This is a genomic window from Stenotrophomonas sp. (genome assembly GCF_035634915.1).
Lineage (GTDB): Bacteria > Pseudomonadota > Gammaproteobacteria > Xanthomonadales > Xanthomonadaceae > Stenotrophomonas.
Genome location: NZ_DASQCB010000010.1, coordinates 19,922 through 35,243 on the forward strand (window position 1 = coordinate 19,922; position 15,322 = coordinate 35,243).

At 66.7% G+C, this 15,322-nt stretch carries 14 protein-coding genes; all 14 read left to right on the forward strand.

Annotated elements, in window-relative coordinates; translation table 11 throughout:
- The first annotated feature begins 16 nt into the window (after positions 1 to 16).
- The 14 genes from flgE (at position 17) to VER16_RS08000 (ending at position 15,317) form a co-directional block, all read left to right on the forward strand.
- The gene (flgE, locus tag VER16_RS07935) at positions 17 to 1,240 is read left to right on the forward strand and encodes a flagellar hook protein FlgE (protein WP_324806962.1); all 1,224 of its coding nucleotides are present in this window, start codon (positions 17 to 19) and stop codon (positions 1,238 to 1,240) included.
- A gap of 32 nt (positions 1,241 to 1,272) precedes the next feature.
- Positions 1,273 to 2,022 carry a flagellar basal body rod protein FlgF gene (locus VER16_RS07940; RefSeq protein WP_324806964.1) on the forward strand — a complete coding sequence of 250 codons (750 nt, stop codon included), beginning with the start codon at positions 1,273 to 1,275 and terminating at the stop codon, positions 2,020 to 2,022.
- 103 nt (positions 2,023 to 2,125) lie between these two features.
- Positions 2,126 to 2,911, forward strand: coding sequence for a flagellar basal-body rod protein FlgG (gene flgG / locus VER16_RS07945; protein ID WP_324806966.1), 786 nt, complete (start codon positions 2,126 to 2,128; stop codon positions 2,909 to 2,911).
- A 22-nt stretch (positions 2,912 to 2,933) separates the two neighbouring features.
- Positions 2,934 to 3,626: a flagellar basal body L-ring protein FlgH gene (gene flgH / locus VER16_RS07950; protein WP_324806968.1), complete on the forward strand. Its 693-nt coding sequence runs from the start codon at positions 2,934 to 2,936 to the stop codon at positions 3,624 to 3,626.
- Between the two features lie 77 nt (positions 3,627 to 3,703).
- Positions 3,704 to 4,855 carry a flagellar basal body P-ring protein FlgI gene (locus tag VER16_RS07955; protein ID WP_324806971.1) on the forward strand — a complete coding sequence of 384 codons (1,152 nt, stop codon included), beginning with the start codon at positions 3,704 to 3,706 and terminating at the stop codon, positions 4,853 to 4,855.
- A 1-nt stretch (position 4,856) separates the two neighbouring features.
- Positions 4,857 to 6,068, forward strand: a complete 1,212-nt coding sequence (flgJ, locus tag VER16_RS07960; protein ID WP_324806973.1) for a flagellar assembly peptidoglycan hydrolase FlgJ — start codon at positions 4,857 to 4,859, stop codon at positions 6,066 to 6,068.
- Between the two features lie 8 nt (positions 6,069 to 6,076).
- The gene (gene flgK, locus VER16_RS07965) at positions 6,077 to 7,957 is read left to right on the forward strand and encodes a flagellar hook-associated protein FlgK (RefSeq protein WP_324806975.1); all 1,881 of its coding nucleotides are present in this window, start codon (positions 6,077 to 6,079) and stop codon (positions 7,955 to 7,957) included.
- A complete protein-coding gene (flgL, locus tag VER16_RS07970; RefSeq protein ID WP_324806977.1) occupies positions 7,954 to 9,156 on the forward strand; it encodes a flagellar hook-associated protein FlgL in 1,203 nt (400 codons plus the stop codon). Before flgK ends, flgL begins: the two co-directional genes overlap by 4 nt.
- Before the next feature lie 99 nt (positions 9,157 to 9,255).
- Positions 9,256 to 10,674, forward strand: a complete 1,419-nt coding sequence (locus VER16_RS07975; protein ID WP_324806979.1) for a flagellin — start codon at positions 9,256 to 9,258, stop codon at positions 10,672 to 10,674.
- A gap of 228 nt (positions 10,675 to 10,902) precedes the next feature.
- On the forward strand, positions 10,903 to 12,324 hold the full coding sequence (locus VER16_RS07980; RefSeq protein ID WP_324806981.1) for a flagellin: 1,422 nt from the start codon (positions 10,903 to 10,905) through the stop codon (positions 12,322 to 12,324).
- Positions 12,325 to 12,505: 181 nt separating this feature from the next.
- On the forward strand, positions 12,506 to 13,870 hold the full coding sequence (gene fliD, locus VER16_RS07985; protein ID WP_324806983.1) for a flagellar filament capping protein FliD: 1,365 nt from the start codon (positions 12,506 to 12,508) through the stop codon (positions 13,868 to 13,870).
- A 143-nt stretch (positions 13,871 to 14,013) separates the two neighbouring features.
- A complete protein-coding gene (gene fliS, locus VER16_RS07990) occupies positions 14,014 to 14,433 on the forward strand; it encodes a flagellar export chaperone FliS (RefSeq protein ID WP_324806985.1) in 420 nt (139 codons plus the stop codon).
- Positions 14,434 to 14,436: 3 nt separating this feature from the next.
- Positions 14,437 to 14,742, forward strand: coding sequence for a hypothetical protein (locus VER16_RS07995; protein WP_324806987.1), 306 nt, complete (start codon positions 14,437 to 14,439; stop codon positions 14,740 to 14,742).
- Entirely contained in the window at positions 14,739 to 15,317 is a 579-nt protein-coding gene (locus VER16_RS08000; RefSeq protein WP_324806989.1) for a PilZ domain-containing protein, read from the forward strand. Before VER16_RS07995 ends, VER16_RS08000 begins: the two co-directional genes overlap by 4 nt.
- The last annotated feature ends 5 nt before the right edge of the window (positions 15,318 to 15,322 follow it).

The following is a 15,322-nucleotide window of genomic DNA, read 5'->3' on the forward strand; positions in this document are numbered from 1 at the left end:
TACCAGGAGCAATCCCATGGGCTTCAACATTTCGCTGTCCGGCATCAATGCCGCCAACACCGACCTGAGCGTCACCGCCAACAACGTCGCCAACGTCAACACCACCGGCTTCAAGGAATCGCGGGCCGAGTTCGCCGATCTGTTCGCCGCCACCAGCTACGGCCTGGCCAGGAACCAGGTCGGTTCGGGCGCGCGCGTTTCCAACGTGGCCCAGCAGTTCCTGCAGGGCAACAACGAGCAGACCGGACGCAGCCTGGACATGGCCATCTCCGGTGAAGGCTTCTTCACCATGAGCATGAACGGTGACCGCGTGTACTCGCGCGCGGGCAACTTCCAGACCGACTCGGCCGGCTATGTGGTCAACCCGCAGGGTGCGCGCCTGCAGGTGTTCGCACCGAACGCCGATGGCACCAGCTTCGACGCCGGCCGCCTGGTCGACCTGCAGCTGCTGACCACCGACAGCCCGCCCAAGCAGACCAGCGAGGTCAAGGTGGGCTTCACCCTGCCCGCCAATGCCAAGGAACCGACGGTCGCCGATTTCGACCCGACCGATTCCAACAGCTACAACCAGTCCAGCGGCGGCATCACCGTGTACGACTCGCTGGGCGTCAGCCACACCCAGGTGTCCTACTTCGTCAAGACCGCCAACCCGAACGAGTGGGAAGTGCGCAACTACGTTGACGGCCAGGCCGTGGGTGACCCGACCACGCTGACCTTCAACAATTCCGGCGCGCTGACCTCGCCGACCGACGGCAAGATCAGCCTGGGCACGTTCACCCCGACCACCGGCGCGGGCACGTTGAACATGACCCTGGATGTCTCAGGTTCCACCCAGTACGGCGAGAAGTTCGCCCTGCGCAACACCCAGCAGGATGGCTACGCGGCCGGCAAGCTCAACGAGATCACCGTTTCCGAAAGCGGCGTGGTCTACGCGCGCTACTCCAACGGCGATGACAAGGCACTGGGCCAGGTCGCCCTGACCACCTTCAACAACGCACAGGGCCTGGAACAGAAGGGCAACAACCTGTGGGTGGAAACCTTCGATTCGGGTACCCCGCGCACGGCGGCACCGGACAGCTCCAACCTCGGCAAGATCCAGTCCGGCGCACTGGAATCGTCCACCGTCGACCTGACAGAGCAGCTGGTGAACATGATCACCGCGCAGCGCAACTTCCAGGCCAACGCGCAGATGATCACCACGCAGGACCAGATCACCCAGACCGTCATCAACATCCGTTGATGACCTGCTGACCCTGTCACGGAACGCCCCCCATGGATAAAGCCCTTTACGTTGCGATGACCGGCGCCCGCGCATCCCTGCAGGCGCAGGGAACGCTCAGCCACAACCTCGCCAACTCGGACACCCCCGGCTTCAAGGAAGCGCTGGCCAACACCGAAGCCTTCCCGATCCGTGGCCAGGGCTTTGCCTCGCGGGTGGATGCGCTGCACGTCGACGCCGGCTTCAACCGCACCGCCGGCGCGCAGCACATCACCGGCAAGCCGCTGGACCTGTCACTGCAGACCGGAACCTGGCTGGCCGTGCAGGCCACCGACGGCAGCGAGGCGTACACCCGCGGCGCCGCGCTGTCGGTCACCCCGAACGGCCAGCTGGTGACGTCCAGCGGCCGCCCGGTGCTGGATGAAAACAACAACCCCATCGCCATCCCGCCCTACCAAGCGATGGAAGTCGGCAACGACGGCACGATCTCGATCATCCCGCAGGGCGAAGGCCCGCAGACGATGGCGATGGTCGGCCGGGTCAAGATCGTGCAGGCCGCCGATGAACGCCTCGAACGCCGCCTGGATGGCCTGTTCCGCAACACCGACCCGCAGCAACCGTTCGCACAGGCCCAGGGGCCGACGGTGCACAGCGGCCAGCTGGAGGGCAGCAATGTCGATGCCGCCGGTGCGCTGGTGCAGATGATCCAGCTGCAGCGCCAGTACGAAATGCAGGTGCAGGTGATCAAGCACGGCGATGAGAACGCGCGCAGCGCCAACAGCCTGTTGCGCCTGGGCAGCTGACGGATTTCCGGCACCTGCACCCGCCGCAACTGGCACACCGCTTGCACTACTTCACCCAAGGGCCGCACCACGCGGCCGGCTTCACCCAGACAGGACTTCGAAGATGAACCAGGCATTGTGGATCGCGAAAACCGGACTGGATGCGCAGCAGATGCGCATGTCGGTGGTATCCAACAACCTCGCCAACACCAATACCACCGGTTTCAAGCAGGATCGTGCCAGCTTCGAGGACCTGCTGTACCAGCAGGTGCGCCAGCCCGGCGGCTCGTCCTCGGCACAGACCCAGCTGCCGACCGGCCTGCAGATCGGTACCGGTGTGCGCGTGGTGGCCACGGCCAAGAACTTCGAACAGGGCAGCCAGCAGCAGACCGGCCGCGCCCTGGACGTGATGGTCAACGGCCGCGGCTTCTTCGAAGTGCAGATGCCCGACGGCAGCTCGGCCTACACCCGCGATGGCTCGTTCAAGATCAACCAGGACAGCGAGCTGGTCACCAACAGCGGCTATCCGCTGCAGCCGGGCATCCAGATTCCCGAGGGCGCGCAGACCGTCACGATCGGCAGCGACGGCACCATCAGCGTGAAGATGGCCGACGACGCCGCGTCGGTCGAAGTGGGCGCGTTGACCCTGACCGACTTCGTCAATCCCGCCGGCCTGCAGGCACGCGGTGAAAACCTGTTCCTGGAAACCACCGCCTCGGGCCCGGCGCAGAACGGCAACCCCGGCCTCAACGGACTGGGCACCGTGGTCCAGGGCGCGCTGGAAGGCAGCAACGTGAACGTGGTGGAAGAGCTGGTGTCGATGATCGAAACCCAGCGCGCCTACGAAATGAACGCCAAGGCCATTTCGACCACCGACGCGATGCTCGGCTACCTGAACCAGAACGTCTGATCGCAGCTACCGGGATACCGCCATGTCGCCGCTCTCCACACTTGCCCGCTTCGCTCTGCCCTGCGCCGTGACCGCCCTGCTGGGCGGCTGCGTGATCGCCGGCGACGTGCGCCCCTACCCGGCCATGGCGCCCATCCAGCCGATCATGCCGCCGCAGGCCGCACCCACCGCGGGTGCGATCTACGCTGCCGGCCCGACACTGCAGCTGTACTCGGACCGCCGCGCCCGCGATGTCGGTGATCTGCTGACCATCACCCTGCTGGAAAACACCACGGCAACCACCAGCGCCAACACCGCCACCAACAAGGAATCGAACCTGAGCCTGGGCACGCCGTCGATCTTCGGCGCGCCGGTCACCCTGGGCGGCAAGGACATCCTCAGCGCCACGGCCAGCGGCAAGCGTGATTTCACCGGCAAGGGCAACAGCGCGCAGAGCAACCGCCTGCAGGGCAGCGTGACGGTGACCGTGGTGCAGCGCCTGCCCAACGGCAACCTGGTCGTGCAGGGGCAGAAGAACCTGCGGCTGAACCAGGGCGATGAGCTGGTGCAGGTGCAGGGCATCGTGCGCCCGGGCGATATCGCCGCCGACAACAGCATTCCGTCCAGCCGCGTGGCTGAAGCCCGCATCGTCTACGGCGGCCGTGGCCCGGTGGCGCAGTCCAATGCCATGGGCTGGCTGAGCCGCTTCTTCAACTCCGGCCTGACGCCGTTCTGAGCATGGCCATGAAGCCTTCATTCCGATATTTCCTGCAGCGACGCAATGAATCATGCCCCGAGCCGGCGCGGCCGGTCATGGGCGCGTGGCGACGCGTTCTTCCAACCGGCGCACGTCGGTCATGGGGCGCGGCGTCGCTCTACGGATCATTTTTCCTGCTCCTGGCAGTGGCAGCGCCCGCCAGCGCCGAACGCATCAAGGACCTGGCCCAGGTGGGCGGCGTGCGTGGCAACGCGCTGGTGGGCTACGGCCTGGTGGTCGGCCTGGATGGCAGCGGCGACCGCACCAGCCAGGCGCCCTTCACCGTGCAGAGCCTGAAGAACCTGCTGGGCGAGCTGGGCGTGAACGTGCCGGCCAACGTCAACCCGCAGCTGAAGAACGTGGCGGCCGTGGCCATCCACGCCGAGCTGCCGGCGTTCGCCAAGCCTGGCCAGCCGATCGATATCACTGTGTCGTCCATCGGCAACGCGGTGTCGCTGCGCGGTGGCTCGCTGCTGATGGCGCCGCTGCGCGGTGCCGATGGGCAGATCTATGCGATCGCCCAGGGCAACCTGATCGTCGGCGGCTTCGGCGCGCAGGGCAAGGATGGCTCGCGCGTTTCGGTCAACGTGCCGAGCGTGGGCCGCATTCCCAACGGTGCCACCGTTGAACGTGCCCTGCCCGACCCGCTGGCCAACGGCGGCGACATCACCCTGAACCTGCACAACGGTGATTTCACCACCGTTGCGCGCATGGTCGCCGCACTCAACAACGCCTTCGGTGAAGGTGCCGCGCGTGCCGTGGATGGCGTGACCGTGGCCGTGGCCGCCCCGACCGATCCGGGCGCTCGGATCGGCCTGCTGGCCCGCATCGAGAACCTGGAACTGACGCCGGGCAGCGCGCCGGCCAAGGTGGTGGTCAACTCGCGCACCGGCACCGTGGTCATCGGCCAGCAGGTGCGCGTGGGCCCGGCCGCCATCTCGCATGGCTCGCTCACGGTCACCATCCAGGAGAACGCCAACGTCAGCCAGCCCAACGCGTTCGCTGGCGGGCAGACCGTGGTCACGCCGCAGTCCACCGTGACGGCCACCAACGATGGCAGCCGCATGTTCAAGTTCAACGGCGGCACCACGCTGGATGAAATCGTGCATGCCGTGAACGCCGTGGGCGCTGCCCCGGGCGACCTGATCGCGATCCTGGAAGCACTGAAGCAGGCCGGCGCCCTGAGCGCCGAACTCGAGGTGATCTGACATGCGCATCAACCCCGCCTTTGAACTGAACCCTGCACAGCAGACCGACCCGGCCAAGGTCGACAAGGTCGCCCGCCAGCTGGAAGGCCAGTTCGCACAGATGCTGGTCAAGAGCATGCGCGATGCCAGCTTTGGCGATTCGCTGTTCCCCGGTGAAAACAAGATGTTCCGGGAGATGTACGACCAGAAGATCGCCGAGGCGATGACCCGCGGCAAAGGCCTGGGGCTGTCGTCGATGATCAGCCGCCAGCTGTCCGGCCAGCAGGCCGATGGCCCGGCGCTGGACACCCGCGTGGACCCGGCCAAGGCCAGCCGCGCGTACCAGCTGAATGCACCGGCCCACGCGGCTCCCGCGCTGTCGTTGGATGATGCCAGCCAGGCCGTACGCATGCTGCAGCAGATGGCGGCCGGCGCGCAGGACGGCGCGCAGGCAGCGATCAGCCCGGCGCTGGCACCGATGGAACAGGCCCTGGACCTGATCGCCGGCCGCGACAGCAGCAGCATGCATCGTGCGCTGGGCACCAGCGATCCGTACGCCGGCAGCATCGACGGCAGCGACTGGGCCGCCAGCAACGACCAATGGGCCGCCACTGCCAGCAACCGCGGCAGCATCGGCACGCCGGCCGATGCCCTGGCCACCCGCACCGCCGTGGCCCAGCTGGGCGCGAACACGCCCGAAGGTTTCGTGGCCAGCATCTGGGAACACGCACAGAGCGCAGCCAAGGAGTTGGGCGTGGACGCCCGCGCCCTGGTTGCCCAGGCCGCGCTGGAAACCGGCTGGGGCAAGCGCCAGATCAAGCATGCCGACGGCAGCGTGTCGCACAACCTGTTCGGCATCAAGGCCACCGGCTGGAAGGGCCAGAGCGCCGTGGCCGGCACCCACGAGTACGTAGATGGCGTGCGCCGCAACGAAACTGCCAGCTTCCGCGCCTACAGCACGCCGGCAGAGAGCTTTGCCGATTACGTGCGCCTGCTGAAGACCAGCCCGCGCTACCAGCAGGCCCTGCAGGCCGGTACCGATGTGCAGGGCTTTGCCCGGGGACTGCAGCGCGCCGGTTATGCAACCGACCCGCGCTACGCCGCCAAGATCGCCGCCATCGCCGGTGGACCGACCATCGAGCGTGCCGTGGCCGCCGTGGCCGACGCCGGCACCCGCCTTGGCCAGACCTTCGCCAGCACCGCAACTGCGGCGCTGGGTATCACCCGTCGTTGAGGAACCCCATGTCCAGCGTCCTTTCCACCGGTACCAGTGCCCTGCTCGCCTTCCAGCGTGCGTTGGCGACCACCAGCCACAACGTCGCCAACATCAACACGGCCGGCTACAGCCGGCAGAAGGTCGACTTCGCCACTGCCGATCCGCAGAACTACGGCTACGGTGACGTCGGCAACGGTACCCGCATCGTCGATATCCGCCGCACCGCCGACCAGCTGGCGATTTCGCGGCTGCTCGACAGCAGCGGCGAACTGGCACGCCTGAAGCAGCTGTCGAGCATGGCCGACCGTGTCGACGCCCTGTTCTCTGATTCGGCGACCAATGTGGCCGGCGTCTGGTCCAGCTTCTTCGATTCGGTCAGCGGACTGTCCTCCAATGCCTCCGGCAGCGCCGACCGGCAGAACGTGCTGGACAGCGCCGGCACCCTGGCCAATCGCTTCCAGCAGCTCAACACCAGCCTCGACACGCTCAACGGCGAGGTCAACAACGGCCTGACCGCGGCGGCCACCGAGATCAACCGCCTGGCGGCGGAGATTGCCCAGCTCAACGGTGCCATCGGCGGCAATGCCACCACTGCGGCACCGGACCTGCTGGACCGCCGCGACCAGCTGATCGCCAACCTGGTGGGCTACACCGGCGGCACCGCCGTGGCCCAGGACGGCGGCACCCTGAACGTCTACACCGCCGGTGGCCAGGCCCTGGTGGTCGGCACCACCGCTTCCAAGGTGACCACGGTCAGCGATCCGTACCAGCCTGAGCGGCTGCAGCTGGCGCTGCAGACCCAGGGCAACACGATCACCTTGGACAGCAAGGCGCTGGGCGGGCAGGTCGGCGGCATGCTCGAATTCCGCGACACGATCCTGACGCCGGCCCAGGCCGAGCTGGGCAAGCTGGCCATCGGCCTGGCCACCACGTTCAACGAGTCCCACCGCAACGGCGTGGACCTGTACGGCAACATGGGCGGCGATCTGTTCAACATCGGCAGCCCCCGCGTCACCAACAACACCAGCAACACCGGCACCGCGTCCATTACCGCCAGCTATGGCGATCTGTCCTCGCTGGATGCGCAGGACATCGTGCTGAAGTACAACGGCACCCAGTGGCAGGCGGTGCGCTCGGACACCGGCGCCAGCGTGGCGATGACCGGTACCGGTACCGCCGCCGATCCGCTGGTGGTCAACGGCGTGCAGCTGGTGGTCAGCGGCACGCCTGCCGCCAACGACCGCTTCCTGCTGCAGCCCACCGCGGGCGTGGCCGGCAGCATCAGCGTGGCCATCACCGATACCTCGCGCCTGGCCGCCGCTGCACCCGTCAAGGGCAGCGCTGCGCTGACCAACACCGGTACCGGCAAGCTGACCGACGTGAAGGTGACCGACGCCGGCAACGCCAACCTGCGCAGCGCCGCAGCGATCGTGTTCACCTCGGGCACCGAGTACACCATCGATGGCGATGGCCCGTTCACCTATACGCCCGGCCAGACCATCTCGGCCAACGGCTGGAGTTTCGTGCTGGACGGCGCGCCCAAGGCGGGCGACGTGTTCAACATCTCCCCGACGCCGGTCGGCTCGTCCGACAACAGCAACGCCCTGGCCATGGCCAAGGTCGAGGATACCAAGGCGTTCAACGCCGGCACCATCACCCTCAACGGGGCGCTGGGTGGGCTGACCACCCAGGTCGGCGCGGCCGCACGTGCGGCCGAATACTCGCTTGACGCGCAGCAGGTCATCACCGACCAGGCGCAGTCGGCGCGCGACTCGATTTCCGGGGTGAACCTGGACGAAGAGGCCGCTGACATGTTGCGCCTGCAGCAGGCCTACCAGGCCGCATCGCAGCTGATCTCGACCGCCGACAACATGTTCCAGACCATCCTGGGAGCCGTATCGCGATGAACAATCGAATCTCCACCGGCATGGTCTTCAACCAGTCCGTTTCGCTGATGATGGCCAAGCAGAGCAAGCTGAACCATCTGGAACAGCAGCTGGCCACCGGCAGCAAACTGGTCAGCGCCAAGGACGATCCGGTCGCCGCCGGTACCGCGGTGTCGCTGGACCGTGCGGTGGCCGCGCTGGACCAGCTGGGCAAGAATGCCAACGTCGTGCAGAACCGTCTGGGCCTGCAGGAAAACGCCCTGGCCGAAGCCGGCGAAATGATGTCGCGCATCACCGAGCTGACCCTGCAGGCCAGCAACCCCGCATTGTCCAGCGCCGACCTGCAGGGCGTGGCCTCCGAGCTGCGCTCGGTGAAGGATGCGCTGCTGGCGCTGGCCAACAGCACCGATGGCACCGGCCGCTATCTGTTCGGCGGCACCAACGGCGATTCGGCGCCGTTCTCGCTGGCCAACGGCACGGTCACCTACAGCGGTGACCAGACCCAGCGCCAGGTCGAAGTAGCCCCCGGTACGTTCGTGGGCGACGCCCTGCCCGGCAGCGAGATCTTCATGCGCCTGCGTACCGGCGACGGCACGGTCGATGGCAGCGCCAGCACCGCCAACACCGGCACGGGCATCCTGACCAACATCGGCCGCGACGGCACCTCCAGCTGGAACGGCGAGAGCTACACCATCGCCTTCACCGCCACCGACGCCTACGAGGTCCGCGATGCGAGCGGAACCGTGGTCTCCATCGGCACCTACACCGCCGGCGAAGACATCGTGTTCGGCGGCATGCGCGTGACCCTGGAAGGCGCGCCCGCCGCCGGCGACACCTTCAACGCGGGCCCTTCAACGACCCGCGACATCTTTGCCACCGTCGATCAGCTGGTGGCCGCCCTGGACATGGACACGTCCACCCCCGAAGCCCGCGCCGCGCAGCAGAACCTGCTGCAGACCGGGACCCGCGACGTCGCCCGCGCCGCGGAAGCCATGATCGATGCGCGTGCTTCGGGCGGCGCGCAATTGACTGCGATCGACAACGCCGAATCGCTGCGGGAATCCAATGCCGTCAGCCTGAAGACAACGCTCTCTGGAATGCGTGACCTCGACTACGCCGATGCCATCAGCCAATACAAGCTGGAAAGCGCTGCGTTGCAGGCTGCACAGACCATGTTCTCGCAGATGCAGACCATGTCGCTGTTCAACATGATCCGCTGATACCGCTTCGCCCAACACCGTTTCAGGGCATTCCGCCCTCCCCTGACACTTCGAATCCGAAGATCGACGCTGTAACGCCACACTCACTGGAGAAAGACCATGGCACAAGTCATCAACACCAACATCATGTCGCTCAACGCACAGCGCAACCTGAACACCTCCGGTGCGTCGTTGGCGACCTCGATCCAGCGCCTGTCTTCGGGCCTGCGCATCAACAGCGCAAAGGACGATGCCGCCGGCCTGGCGATCTCCGAGCGCTTCACCACCCAGATCCGTGGCCTGGACGTTGCTGCCCGCAACGCCAACGACGGCATTTCGCTGGCGCAGACCGCCGAAGGCGCGATGACCGAAATCGGCAACAACCTGCAGCGCATCCGTGAGCTGGCCGTGCAGTCGGCCAACGCCACCAACTCGGCCTCGGACCGTGCCGCCCTGCAGGCCGAAGTCTCGCAGCTGGTTTCGGAAATCGACCGCGTTGCCACCCAGACCGATTTCAACGGCACCAAGCTGCTGGATGGCACCTTCTCCTCGCAGATCTTCCAGATCGGCGCCAACGCCGGCCAGACCATCAGCATCGATGCCATTGCCAGTGCGCGCACCTCGGCGCTGGGCATGTACACCGGCTTCTCGGTGCAGAACCAGGCGGTGGGCACCAGCAACACCGCTACCGCCACCACCATCAGCCTGGGCGCCGGTCACTCGGTCAGCCTGGGCACCATCGACAACGATGCCAAGGCCATGGTGGCCGCGCTGAAGAACGCTGGCATTGATGGCCTGAGCGCCACCGTCAATGCGAACAAGGTGGCCTCGGCCACGGCCGACGTCACCGGCATCACTGCGGGCCAGACCACCATCACCGTCAACAACGTCGCCATCAACGTCGCCGTGACGGGCAACGCAAGCACCAACCGCGCCAATGCATTGGCCGCCATCAATGCGCAGTCGTCGGTCACCGGCGTCACCGCCGTGGACAACGGCAGCGGCGTGGAGCTGGTGGCCGCCGACGGCCGCAACATCACCACCGCCTTCGACGACAACACCACCGGCGCGACGATGGCCGCCTTTGGCATGGCTGCCGCTGGCACCACCCGTTCCACCTACAACCTGGACTACGCCGGCGTGGCGCTGGGCAGCGACAACGTCATCGCCATCACCGGCCAGACCGACGTGCCGGCAGGCACCGTGGTGGCATCCACCGGCGTGGCCATGAATGCGGTGGACATCAGCACCGTTGATGGCGCGACCAAGGCACTGAACGCGGTGGATGCGGCGCTGAAGACCATCAACTCCTCGCGCGCCGATCTGGGTGCGGTGCAGAACCGCTTCACCTCGACCATCGCCAACCTGCAGACCACCTCGGAAAACCTGTCCGCCTCGCGCAGCCGTATCCGCGATGCCGACTACGCCAAGGAAACGGCCGAACTGACCCGCACGCAGATCCTGCAGCAGGCCGGTACCGCCATGCTGGCCCAGGCCAACACCTCCACCCAGAGCGTGCTGAGCCTGCTGCAGCAGTAAGCCCTGCTGCCTGCTGCATCGTCAGGGCCCTCCATTGGAGGGCCCTTGTCATTCAGGCAGATCACAGGCCGGCAATGAGCGGGCCGCCATGAATTGTCAATTCCCTCTAAAGGCCCGGGATGGGTTGCCGTTATTGGTATCAGCAGCGGCATTGCAGACTCTCCCCGCCCAGCTGCAAAGGTACCGGACACAGCTTCCGGGTCTAACGCCAAAGAGGAAATCGCCACCATGGCACAAGTCATCAACACCAACATCATGTCGCTCAATGCCCAGCGCAACCTGGGCACCAGCGGTGCTTCGCTGGCTACGACCATCCAGCGCCTGTCGTCCGGCCTGCGCATCAACAGCGCCAAGGACGATGCCGCCGGCCTGGCGATCTCCGAGCGCTTCACCACCCAGATCCGCGGCTTGGACGTTGCCTCGCGCAACGCCAACGACGGCATCTCGCTGGCGCAGACCGCTGAAGGCGCGATGACCGAAATCGGCAACAACCTGCAGCGTATCCGCGAACTGGCCGTCCAGTCCGCCAACGCCACCAACTCCGACTCCGACCGCGCCGCCCTGCAGGCCGAAGTCACCCAGCTGGTCTCGGAAATCGACCGCGTCGCCACCCAGACCGACTTCAACGGCACCAAGCTGCTGGACGGCAGCTTCGGCAGCAAGTCCTTCCAGATCGGCGCCAACGCCGGCCAGACCATCGACATCTCGGGCATCGCCAATGCGCGCACCTCGGCCCTGGGCAAGTACACCGGCTTCTCGGTCTCCGACCAGGCCGTGGGCACCAGCGCCACCGCCAGCGCCACCTCCATCAGCTTGGGCGCCGGCCATTCGGTCGACCTCGGCTCGGTCGACAACGACGCCAAGGCCATGGCTGCCGCACTGAACAAGGCCGGCATCTCGGGCCTGACCGCCACCGCCAACAAGACCTCGGTCGACGGCGTGGCCGCCGATGCCTCCGGCGTGACCGCGGCTGGCAAGGCCCAGGTGACCGTCAATGGCGTGACCATTGAAGTGGCCACCACCACCAACGCCAGCACCAACCGCTCCAACGCCCTGGCCGCCATCAACGCCCAGTCCTCGGTGACCGGCGTGACCGCTGTCGACAACGGCAATGGCCTGGACCTGGTGGCTGCCGACGGCCGCAACATCACCACCGGCTTCGCTGCTGGCACCGCCACCGGTTCGACGATGGAAGCCTTCGGCCTGGCCGACGCCGCCACCACCCGTTCGACCTACAACGTGAGCTACGCCGGCAAGGCGCTGGGCACCGACAACGCCGTCAGCATCACCGGCCAGGGCACCTTCGCTGCCGGCACTGTCATCGCCGATACCGGCGTGTCGATGAGCGCCGTGGACATCAGCACCGTCGATGGCGCCACCAAGGCCATGAATGCCGTCGACGCCGCGCTGAAGACCATCAACTCCTCGCGCGCCGACCTGGGTGCGGTGCAGAACCGCTTCACCTCGGTGGTGGCCAACCTGCAGACCTCCTCGGAGAACCTGTCGGCCTCGCGCAGCCGCATCCGCGACACCGACTACGCCAAGGAAACCGCTGAACTGACCCGCACGCAGATCCTGCAGCAGGCCGGTACCGCGATGCTGGCCCAGGCCAACAGCTCCTCGCAGAGCGTGCTGAGCCTGCTCCAGTAAGGAAAGGCCTCCGGCCCGACCTCCATGAGGCCCGCGCAAGCGGGCTTCATGCGTTCTGGCACGGCCATTGCAGGAGCGGGTGCATGACAACCCTCCGAACGGCTCAAGTGAGCCACGCACCGGCCGATATTCCCTATGGGCCGGCGGTGTTCGGAATACCGGCATCTCGCAAGGAACTCCCATGGCACTAAGCACTGTAGGCTCCGGCCTCGACGTCACCACCATCGTCGCCCAGCTGGTTGCGGCCGAACGCAAGCCGACCGAAACCCGGATCAATACGGCGGGAACGGCGGCGACCGCCAAATTGTCGGCACTGGGCAGCATCAAGAGTTCGCTGACCAGCCTGCAGACTGCCCTGGAGACGTTCTCCAAGAGCGCCTCGCGCCCGACCTTCAAGGCCACGCCTGCCGAGAATGCCGGCTTCACCGCCGCCATCGCCACGGATGCCACCACCGGCAAGACGCTGGCCACGGCCGGCACGCACAACATCGAGGTGGTCAGCCTCTCGCAGAACCAGAAGCTGACCTCGGCTGCGTTCAGCAAGGACACCCACATCGGCACGGGCACGCTGACGGTCGCCTACGGCGACAAGACGCTGTCCATCGAGGTGTCCGACAAGGGCACGCTGAGTGACATCGCCTCGGCCATCAACAGTGCGGCCGGCGGCAAGGGCGTCAGCGCCAGCGTCATCACCGCCGATGATGGCCAGCACCTGGTGCTGAACGCCGTCGACTCGGGCACCAAGGGCGCCATCACGCTGAGCACCACCGGCGGCAATGGCGGCCTGGACCAGCTGACCTGGGACGGCACCAGCGGTGGCCTGACCCAGACGGTGGAACCCACCGATGCGGTGGTCAAGGTCGACGGCTTCACCCGTACCTCCAGCAGCAACACCATCGCCGACATCATTCCCGGCGTCACCCTGACCGTCACCAAGGCCGATGCTGGTACCACCAAGACCTTGACCGTGGCGCAGGACAACACGCCGATGAAGACCAATCTGCAGGCCTTCATCGCCGCCTACAACGCCACCAGCAGCATGCTGAAATCGGCCAGCGCATACGACGCAACCACCGAGACGGCCTCGGTACTGACCGGCGATTCCATGGTGCGCGGCCTGCAGCAGCAGCTGCGCGGGCAGATGAGTGCCAACGTCAACCAGCTGAAGGCGCTGGGCGTGACCATCGGCAAGGATGGCTCGCTCGCCTTTGATTCGGCCACCTTCGACAAGGCCATGGCTGCCGATCCTTCGTCGGCCGATGCGCTGTTCGGCGAGAAGGGCACGCTGACCACCAGCATGCAGACGATGCTGAAGAGCCAGCTGGACAGCACCCAAGGCACTCTGACCCAGCGCACCACCTCGCTGAACAAGCAGATCAAGACCCTGGAAAAGGAACTGGACGACCTGGACGCGCGCATGGAAAAGGTCTCTGCCCGCTACACCGCGCAGTTCACCGCCATGGACACGCTGGTCGCGCAGATGCAGAGCACCAGCGATTACCTGACCCAGCAGTTGGCGTCGCTGCAGTCCAAGACCAGCAAATGACCGCAACGGGCCACTCAAGAGTTGCCCCACCTGCGCCGATATCAAGAACAACCCGTAGCCAGGCGTGATGCGCGCCTGCCGTCGCCAGCGGTTGCATCGCGCACTTGTGGTCGCGCCGCTGACAGGATCCAGGAGAAGAAACCATGCACGGCACCAGCCGCCAGTTCGCTGAGCAATACCGCAAGGTCGGTGTTTCCAGCAGCGCCACCGAAGCCGACCCGCACAAGCTTGTCGCCATGCTGCTGGGCGGTGCGTGCGAGCGCGTGCGCCGCGCCGAAGCGGCACTCAGCCAGGGCGACCAGGCCCGCAAGGGCCGTGCGATCGGCGAGGCCTGCGCGATCGTCGGCCACCTCAACGGCTCGATCGACCATGAGGCCGGTGGTGAGATCGCCGGCAACCTGTCATCGCTCTACGAATACATGATGCAGCGCCTGACCGAGGCCAACCTGCACAACGACCCGGCAGCGCTGCAGGAAGTGCTGGGTCTGCTGGTCGAGATCGAGTCCGCCTGGGCCGCCATTCCGGCGGACCAGCGCCACGCGGCCTCTGCCGCGGAGGCCTGAGCAATGGACATTTCCGCGAGCATCCAGGCCCTGGCGCAGTCGTTGGAGGGCCTGCGCACGGCCGTGCACAGCGGCTCGCACGACGAAGCCGAACGCCTGGTGGAGAACTACGACCGCGACGTGCGCGGCCTGTTCGCCCACCCGATCTCGCCGATTTCCATCCAGGAGATCACCCGCCTGCTGGCGCTGCAGCACGCCGTGATGGACGAGATGTGCGAGCTGCGTGATACCGCCGCCCGCCACCTCTCCTCCGGCCGCACCTCCCTTCGCGCAGCCCATGCGTACCTGAAGGCAGAATCGCTGGCATGACCCTGCTGCCGACCACGTCGCTGCACCACCCGGCCGAGAGCGAGCTGTTCGATGAAACGCTCAGCTGCGAGCTGGCCCTGCCGGCCGAGTTCCAGGCGGGCAGTGCCGCAGGCCGTACCAGCAGCGCCGAAGGCCTGCTGCGCAGCCTGGCGCTGGTGGAAGACAGCCGGGTGGACGAGCACGAGGAACGCAGCGAGGCGAGCCTGCAGATCCAGCGCCTGGAAGCCAAGCTGGACCTGACCATGGTGCTGCTGGGCCGCCTGGTGCGCCAGCAGGGCCAGGACCTGACCCTGCGCCCGGTGCGCTGGTCGCGCCGCGGCATCCGCCTGCAGCTGGGCCCGCGCAGTGGCGCCCTGCCCGGCCAGGCCGGCGTGGTCCGCCTGCAGCCCAGTGACTGGCTGCCCGACAACATCGACCTGCCAGTGGAAGTGATCGCCGAAGCCGCTGATGGCGGGGGCGGCCACTTCCTGTGGCTGCGTTTCCATCGCCTCGGCGATGGCCTGGAAATGGCCATGGAACGCCACTTGTTCCGTTTGCATCGGCGTCAGGTGGCCGAGGCGCGGCGGGCGCGCTGAAACCT

What these genes read in the sequence shown, in the direction of transcription:
- flgE (WP_324806962.1), top strand. Translation starts at nt 17, where the DNA reads ATGGGCTTCAACATTTCGCTGTCCGGCATCAATGCCGCCAACACCGAC.
- VER16_RS07940 (WP_324806964.1), top strand. Translation starts at nt 1,273, where the DNA reads ATGGATAAAGCCCTTTACGTTGCGATGACCGGCGCCCGCGCATCCCTG.
- flgG (WP_324806966.1), top strand. Translation starts at nt 2,126, where the DNA reads ATGAACCAGGCATTGTGGATCGCGAAAACCGGACTGGATGCGCAGCAG.
- flgH (WP_324806968.1), top strand. Translation starts at nt 2,934, where the DNA reads ATGTCGCCGCTCTCCACACTTGCCCGCTTCGCTCTGCCCTGCGCCGTG.
- VER16_RS07955 (WP_324806971.1), top strand. Translation starts at nt 3,704, where the DNA reads ATGGGCGCGTGGCGACGCGTTCTTCCAACCGGCGCACGTCGGTCATGG.
- flgJ (WP_324806973.1), top strand. Translation starts at nt 4,857, where the DNA reads ATGCGCATCAACCCCGCCTTTGAACTGAACCCTGCACAGCAGACCGAC.
- flgK (WP_324806975.1), top strand. Translation starts at nt 6,077, where the DNA reads ATGTCCAGCGTCCTTTCCACCGGTACCAGTGCCCTGCTCGCCTTCCAG.
- flgL (WP_324806977.1), top strand. Translation starts at nt 7,954, where the DNA reads ATGAACAATCGAATCTCCACCGGCATGGTCTTCAACCAGTCCGTTTCG.
- VER16_RS07975 (WP_324806979.1), top strand. Translation starts at nt 9,256, where the DNA reads ATGGCACAAGTCATCAACACCAACATCATGTCGCTCAACGCACAGCGC.
- VER16_RS07980 (WP_324806981.1), top strand. Translation starts at nt 10,903, where the DNA reads ATGGCACAAGTCATCAACACCAACATCATGTCGCTCAATGCCCAGCGC.
- fliD (WP_324806983.1), top strand. Translation starts at nt 12,506, where the DNA reads ATGGCACTAAGCACTGTAGGCTCCGGCCTCGACGTCACCACCATCGTC.
- fliS (WP_324806985.1), top strand. Translation starts at nt 14,014, where the DNA reads ATGCACGGCACCAGCCGCCAGTTCGCTGAGCAATACCGCAAGGTCGGT.
- VER16_RS07995 (WP_324806987.1), top strand. Translation starts at nt 14,437, where the DNA reads ATGGACATTTCCGCGAGCATCCAGGCCCTGGCGCAGTCGTTGGAGGGC.
- VER16_RS08000 (WP_324806989.1), top strand. Translation starts at nt 14,739, where the DNA reads ATGACCCTGCTGCCGACCACGTCGCTGCACCACCCGGCCGAGAGCGAG.